The following is a 7393-nucleotide window of genomic DNA, read 5'->3' as shown; positions in this document are numbered from 1 at the left end:
GAAGCACACTCCGCATTCGCGCCACGGAATGGGCATCGACCACCCAAAACGAGATCCGTCAGCGTCAATCGCCGCGCGGCACGCTGAAACATTGGAAAGCCAGCTTCTCAGCCAACTTTCGTGCATAGTTCAGGCTAGGAGCCATCCATGCCGGGACGCCGGACACCCAAACGGCCGCCGATCCCCACCCTCCTCGCTCCGAGCGTAGGTGCAGCGGAGCTTTCGCCGCGGCAGGTGAACCGCGAATTCCTGGCGCGTCTCGACGCGGGGGCGAAGATCCTTCCCTCGGGCAGCACCCGCAGCCGACCTCGACGCCTGCTCTCCCTGGGCTACGTGCCGCGCTTCAAGATCGAGCTCTTCGGCGTCGCCTACTACCTGACGGACGTCCGTCAGAATGAGGACATCCGTTTCTTCGTTGCCTACGTGATCCTGCCCAGAGCTGAACGTCGCATCTACCCGCGCATCTTCTACAAGGACATCTCCCTCGTCTGGCGCTCGGCTTCGCACTACGTGCGATCGGAGAACGAGAACTGGATCGGCAAGGGCGATGTCACGCTGATCATCCGCGATGGCGTCGAGATGGTGGAATCCGCGGAAGAAACGACCGACCTGCCCCTCGAAATCCAGACGAGCCTGGAGACCTTGAGCAGCCAGGCCAAGAAGATCCAGTACGACAACGATGCCGTCGGGCGCATCCTGCGACGAGGCCCGGATGATCGCGTCGAACCCTACAGCGATTTCATGGATCCACGTCTCCGGGCCCAGGCGGACCCACGCAACCTGATCTACCGCGGCCGGCCCATTGCCCGATTCACTCGCAAGAACGACCCGACGTCCCTGAAGTTCGCCAAGGGCTTCGAACCCGACCTCGAGAACGGCATCCTCGAACGCAGTGTTTCGAAGAGCAAGATCTACCATGGCCGGCTGCGTCGCTTTCGCATCGCTTCGACCAACCGCAAGGTGCAGTACCTCTTCTTTGCGGGAAGGCGTCAGATCTGGATCGGCGCCCTTCAAGCGACCACCACCGAGCTCTCGAGCTTCGGCCTGCGAACGATCGATGTGGCAGCCCCGGAAGAGCTCCTGCTCCCCGGCTACGAGTATCATTTCCTCGACGAGGCGGAAGATCCCCCGGAATTCATCAGCCAGATTCCTCCGGGCTTCGCAGGACCGAGCAGCAAGGTCGACCCCGTCCGAGCGGATGCATCGCGTTGGCTCAACCAGGTACCGGTGATCCAGGCGTTCCGGCGTCACGTTCTGCGCCGACGTTAGGCTTCCTGGGTTTGATCTCCGGTGAGCGTCCGGATCTTGCGTGACCAGACCGTGAACGACGGCACCGCGATGCATGCGACCGCAGCCGTCGAGAGAAGCGGCTCTGGCGTGCCGCGCAGGTTGTGGACCAGATAGATGAGGAAGATCGTCACCACCGAGGGCACACCGATGGCCACCGCCAGAATCGGCGCCTGCCGACCGGGCCGTGCCGCCAGGCGTGCACAGAGCTGTATGATCAGCCCGCCGAAGAAGAACGTGTAGATCGCCTGCTTTCCCGCGGAGGTGGCCGCTGCGGCATAGCCGTGGGACGCGTTGATGAGCGCGACCAGGCTGCCCATGACGAGGGCGCCCCAGAAACCTGCGCGAGGATCGAACCAGCTCGGCGTCTTCACGGCCTACCGCTAGCACGAATGCAGCGGGTTCTCACTCCGATTCCGCAGCGGGTTGTCACCCGGGTTCCGGCTCGCTGGAGCCCCGTTCGGCCAGGCTGCGCAGGTGGCCTTCGTGGCTCTCCCGGCTGATCCGATACCGCGAGTAGAAGAAGATCGCGATAGCGTAGAGGCTTCCGACACTGCCGACGTAGACCATGCCGAGGCGCCGCAGCACTTCCGGGGTGACCTCGCCGCCTCCGGCTGCATCCGACGGAAAGCCGATCCAACTGAGCAGGATCGCAGCGGAGAAGATGCCCGCGCCCGAGACGATCTTCAGCGCGAACGTCCGGGCGGCGAAGAAGACGCCCTCGGAGCGGCGTCCGGTCGAGACCTCACTCTCCTCGACGACGTCCGCCACCATCGATGAGATGAGCGTCGTCGAACTGATCAACAGCATGATATCGACGAAATTGAAGCAGAGCAGCGCGAAGAAGAGAGCGTTGGTGCCGTTCGGAGGCATGATGTCGAAGAGCCGCAACGCAACCACGAGCGGAAGCATGAACAACGCGAAACAGGACATCACGATTGCGGCGCGCTTCTTCCCGAACCTGCGCGAGAGGAACGGCGAGAGCGGCAGGGCGAGCATCGCTGAGCCGAAATACGAAAGGGAGAAGAGGCCGATCTGCTTCGAATCGAGGCCCCAGAAGTAGGTGTTGATGTAGATGTTGATCGAAGCGCTGAGACCCGCGGCGATTCCGTAGAAGATCGCGCCGCCGAAGAGCACACGAATCGACGGATTGGAAAGCGTCTCCTTCAGCTCCTGGAACGCGACCCGGACACTATGGTGCTCTGTGATCGGCGGAGCCTTCAGCGTCGGAATCCGATGGTGGGTCCCCGCAGCAGAGATCAGGATCGCCAGACACATGAGCACGGGCGCGATCCAACCGTACAACTGGTAGCCACCGGGCTCCGCCTGCCCTCCCGCCGCGGGGAAGAGCACTAGAAATGCCAGCGCATTCATCGTCAACCCACCCCACCAGCCGAAGAAGTGGCGGTAGGCGAGTAGCGACGTTCGCTCGTCGTAGTCGTCGGTGAGTTCGGAGACCAGCGCCGTCGAGGGGATTTCGTAGAGCGTGATCAACGTCCGCACGAGAATCGCCACGAAGAAGAGCCATGCCAGGAGCTGCGTCTGGCTCAGCGCCGAGGGCGGGTTCCAGAGGAGCAGGTAGGAAACCGAGACCGGGAGCGCCGCGAAATACATGAACGGATGCCGCCGCCCCCAGCGTGATCGCCAATGGTCGGACACGTAGCCGACGATCGGATCCGAAATGGCATCGACGAGGAGCGCCGCGAAGAGCGCCGCAGCGACCCAACTTCTCTCCAGGCCGAGGACCACGTCATAGTAGAAGAGCAGGAGATAGGAGAAACCGTTGTCCTTGACCCCGTAGGCCACTGAGCCCACGCCATAGGCGAGGCGCACGCGAAGGGGGGTCTGCTCGGTGTCGGACACGCGATCTCCAGTCCCCCGGGGGTAGCACAGGGCGCCCGGTTTCAGTCCGAAATCCCGGAAAATTCAGCAATGACGGCAAGTTCCGTTCCTGGTAGTGTGGGCAGTCGCTATGGCAGATCTACCCCACCCCTATGGATGGAGGCTGAGGATGCAGTCACGAAGGCGAATGACGCTCGCGGCAGGCCTCGTGGCGCTGGCCCTCACGGCGGCGAGTTGCAACCCGCTTCTCCCGAGCCTCGTGGCGAGCAATCCGGTGGAGGGCGGAACGGTGGCGCGGACTGCCTGGCCCGTCCTCGACTTCTCTGCCGCCGTGGCCAAGAAGTCCCTGGGTCGGATCCTGTTGACCTGTGACGGCAACGTCATCACCACCACCCGCACCAAGCTCGATTCCGACACCGCGGTCATCCTGCCGAGCACCGCGATGCCCGCGGCCGCGGCGTGCCAGCTTCGGCTGGGCACGACGGGCGGCCCCACCTTCGTCAATTTCCAGACCGCCGCAGCGGGCCCGGCGTTCACCGCCGTGCACGACCGGCGCGATCCGGACCAGCCCCTGCCGTTTCCGGACGACTTCATGACCGTCCCCGACGCATCGACGGCGACCGGGTTGCGCCCCAGCCTGACGCTTCCCAACGCACCGGGTACGGCGATCTCCCTGATCACGGTGCTGGGCAACACGACGGAAACGACGAGCGATGGCTGGAGCCCGCTCGGACATCTGGCGGTTCAGATCTCCAACGCCGTGGATCCGGCCAGCGTGCCCACGGATCGGGACGCATCGATGAACCCCCTGTCGACCGTGGCCCTTCTGGATCTCACACCGGGAAGCCCGAGCTTTGGCACGCGTGTGCCCTTCCAGCTGATCCCGCGCAACGACACCCTACCGGGCCAGCCGATATCCCATGCGCTGGTCTTGTCGCCCGGCATCGCCCTCGAACCGCTCGGCGTCTACGGACTGGTCGTGACCGATCGTGTGCTCGACGGGGCGGGCGAGCCGCTCGGGCGCTCCGGCTTCGGCACTGCCGTTTCGGGCATGTTCGTTCCCGGAGAAGACCCGGAGACGACACAGGCTCGCGATCTGGCGGAGGATGTGGTCAGCGTTGCGGAAACGTTGTCACCGGTTCCGATCCTCCGCGATGACGTCGTCCTGGCTGTTCGCCTGACGATTCGGAGCACGGACCAATTCATCGACGATCCGCTCGCGATGCGGCAACACGTCCTCGCCACTCCCCCGAACGTGGTCATCACCAGCGTCACTGCAGACCCCAACCCGGATGTCGCAGCGATCGTGGAAGGCACCTTTGATTCGTCGCTGTGGCTCAGCGCTCTCTACCTCCAGCACGATGCCCAGGGCGCCCTTCTCACGAGTGGGACCAAGAGCGTGCCCTTCATCCTCTCGCTCCCGACCAGCGCGGCCGCGGGTGTTCCGGCACCGATCATCATGTACCAGCACGGAAACCCGGGCAGCGCCCAGGGGGAAGTCCCGTCCTCCGGCCGGCGCTACGGCGGCGATGGCTTCGCGGTCGCCGGGTTCACGGACGCCATCAACCGGACGCTTCCGGATATCAACTTCCAGCAGCAAGTGATCTTCGGAAACGTCATCATCAACGGAGCGGCCCCGGATTTCTATATGACGACCTACGGGGAGCAAATGGCATTCGTCAGCGCCCTGAAGAGCATGGGAAGCCTGGACGTCCTGCCCGTCGGTGCACCCGACGGAATGCCGGACCTCGATCCCACGACCCTGACCTACGAAGGCATCAGCTACGGCTCCACCCACGCCGGGGCCTTCCTCGCCTACGAGCCGGACATTGCCGCCGCAGGCATGGTCGTCGGCGCCGGAAGACTCGCCGAACTCCTCGAATACCAGGATCGCAGCCTACCGACCGGCGGAGATCCGTTCTTGACCGTCCTCCTGCCAGGCATCCTCACCGGAGTTCGCGCGCCGGACCTGTGGATGACCTTGCATCTCTTTGCCGTCTCCTACGACGAGCAGGATCCGCACAACCACGCCCGCTTCATCTACCGCCAGCCGGTACTCGTCGACGGCACGACGCAAAAAGCCTCGATCCTGGTCGTCGAGGGCATCGAAGACAGCTTCACCGCCAACAACGCCACCCGCTCCATGGCCCGCCAGCTCGGCGGCATCCCGCAGCTGCTCCCGAACGCAGTCCGGGTGTCGGACATCCCCGAACAAGCCGCCCCGCTCCAGGCCAACATCGATGCCACGACGACGTCGGCCATGGCTCAATACGTCCCCGACGGCGCCGCCGTCCCGCCCTCACCGGGTTGCATCGGACAATTCGAGGGCCATTTCTGCGGCCAGAGCGCACCCGAAGCCGTCGAACAACGCTCCAACTTCTACCAAAGCGCCCAGACCGGCATCCCGATCATCGACGACTAACATCACCTCCGCCGGCGATGAGACCATCCCCCTTCTCATTCGAGGGCACGGGTCGCCACGGCTTGCGCCCAGACCGATCGAAAAAATTCGACCAGAGCCCGGGTGACCGCCTAGAACGCTGGACGAGGTGGTGCCCTCCGCAGTTTGGCCGCAGCGCAACCCAAGCGCGCGCCGAACGGGCCTCATGCCAGTGTTCGATTCAAGTCCCAAGTGCACCCGGCCCGGCAAGGCAACCCGGTTGCGGATGCGAGGATTCGCGGGGCGGGGGACGGCCAGCAAGGAAATAGAGCGCAGGCATCTCATCCGCTGAGCGTGCGCAAGTTCGCTAGCGGCAAAGCCGCGTAAGCGAACCCGCGTCCATGCGTTGAGCGGCCGCCCAAGCCCGGCCGAGCCATTCCGCGCTGGCCGTCCCCCGGCCCGCGATCCACCACGAGAAGCAAAGCGGCCCACCACCCCAAGACCGCCCCACAGACAGAAACGCAACTTCCCCCACCCACCCGGGTTGCACCCTCGAGACGACACGCCTCGAGAGCGCGGCGTCTGCCTGGGACTTCTCCCAGGACACAACCGAAACTCCTGGATGGAAGGAACCCGCATGTCTGTTCTACGCCCTACTCGTCTACTTCTGGTCCTTGCCCTCGTGGCCTCACCCTCGTTTGCTCAATCCGATACCGAGATCGAAATCGAGCGAACGGCGGATGAACTCCCCGCAGCACTCGTCGACCCCGTGGATCCCGCTGACCCGGACGCGGTCGAGAGTGCGCTGGTGTTCACCAGCCGCGGCGGTGCGGCTGTCGTCCGCTGCGTCGCACGTGACGGAAACGGCAACCGGGTAGGCAACCCGGTCGTCATCCCCGTGCCCGCCGAGGGCTTGCGATGGAGCCGCGCATCGGATCTTTCGAACGGTGCGGATTTCGTCGGCAGTGCCGGTTGCACCAGCCTCGGATCGCTCGTGCCCTCCGCATTCTTGGTCGGCCCGAACGGCGCCACCGATCTCCGCGCTTCGCAGGTTCGCAAGCGGATCGGTCGCCGCGGCAGGCGCTTCAGCCATCACTTCCGGTTCCCGGTGATTGCGAGCTACTGAGGCCGGCTGAGCGCGGGCCGGGGCCTCCCGGCCCGCGTCTTCTCGCCTGTCCTGCCAAGAGAGTGCAGCTTCCTCCCCACACTCATGACTCAGGTTCACGTTTTTGTGTCCTTCTCCTATTGAGGGCTGCCCTGTGTATGGCGACCATTCGGCTTCGCCAAAAGGAGGCGCCCCATGGGTTTGTTCGATTTCGTGAAGGAAGCCGGTGAAGGGCTGATGGACCAGCTCGGCAAGGGTTTCAAGAATGACTCTGCCGCCGTTCAGAAGAAGGTGGAGGATCTCGATCTGGGCCTGGAAGGCCTGCAAGTCGAGGTCGATGGCGACAAGGCCGTCGTGAAGGGCAAGGCTGCAGCCCAGGATGCCCGCGAGAAGGCCGTCATCGCGGTCGGAAACACGCCCGGCATTGCCCAGGTGGACGATCAGGTCGAGGTGGCCGCACCGGCCGCACCGTCCCAGTACTACAAGGTCGTCAGTGGAGATTCGCTCTCGAAGATCGCCAAGGAATTCTATGGCGATGCCATGAAGTACACGCTGCTCTTCGAAGCCAATCAGCCGATGCTGAAGGATCCGGACAAGATCTACCCCGGCCAGGTCCTACGCATTCCAGCCCAGGACAACTAGCAGGCTGCGGAAAAACCCCGTGCGGGTCCGCCAATCGGTTGGTACACGCATGATCAGGGGGTGAGAGATGCGCGGAACCGATCACGACCAGTCTGCGATGTTCAGCTACGTGTCGCCAGAAGCGCGAATTCCGGCGG

6 protein-coding genes are annotated in these 7393 nt (G+C 64.2%); 4 read left to right on the top strand and 2 right to left on the bottom strand.

The window, feature by feature from the left end; translation table 11 throughout:
* The first annotated feature begins 147 nt into the window (after window positions 1–147).
* Window positions 148–1269: a hypothetical protein gene (locus tag GY937_16880; protein ID MCP5058380.1), complete on the top strand. Its 1122-nt coding sequence runs from the start codon at window positions 148–150 to the stop codon at window positions 1267–1269.
* On the opposite strand, the gene GY937_16875 is transcribed toward GY937_16880, so the two are convergent.
* Both GY937_16875 and GY937_16870 read right to left on the bottom strand, forming a co-directional pair.
* On the bottom strand, window positions 1266–1661 hold the full coding sequence (locus GY937_16875) for a hypothetical protein (GenBank protein MCP5058379.1): 396 nt from the start codon (window positions 1659–1661) through the stop codon (window positions 1266–1268). The two genes, GY937_16880 and GY937_16875, sit on opposite strands and share 4 nt — an antisense overlap.
* A 55-nt stretch (window positions 1662–1716) precedes the next feature.
* Window positions 1717–3150 carry a sugar transporter gene (locus GY937_16870; GenBank protein MCP5058378.1) on the bottom strand — a complete coding sequence of 478 codons (1434 nt, stop codon included), beginning with the start codon at window positions 3148–3150 and terminating at the stop codon, window positions 1717–1719.
* Window positions 3151–3298: 148 nt separating this feature from the next.
* Here GY937_16870 and GY937_16865 point away from each other — a divergent pair, with 148 nt between their 5' ends.
* The 3 genes from GY937_16865 to lysM all read left to right on the top strand — a co-directional run bounded on the left by GY937_16865 (window position 3299) and on the right by lysM (window position 7256).
* Entirely contained in the window at window positions 3299–5551 is a 2253-nt protein-coding gene (locus tag GY937_16865; GenBank protein MCP5058377.1) for a hypothetical protein, read from the top strand.
* A 595-nt stretch (window positions 5552–6146) separates the two neighbouring features.
* Complete coding sequence (locus GY937_16860; protein MCP5058376.1) at window positions 6147–6635, top strand: hypothetical protein; 489 nt, start codon at window positions 6147–6149, stop codon at window positions 6633–6635.
* A gap of 174 nt (window positions 6636–6809) precedes the next feature.
* The gene (lysM, locus tag GY937_16855; GenBank protein ID MCP5058375.1) at window positions 6810–7256 is read left to right on the top strand and encodes a peptidoglycan-binding protein LysM; all 447 of its coding nucleotides are present in this window, start codon (window positions 6810–6812) and stop codon (window positions 7254–7256) included.
* The last annotated feature ends 137 nt before the right edge of the window (window positions 7257–7393 follow it).

The sequence above is a fragment of the bacterium genome (assembly GCA_024228115.1).
In the GTDB taxonomy this organism is placed as follows: Bacteria; Myxococcota_A; UBA9160; order UBA9160; family UBA6930.
The sequence above is the reverse complement of the archived record's forward strand: the minus strand, read 5'-3'. Positions and strand labels throughout refer to the sequence as shown.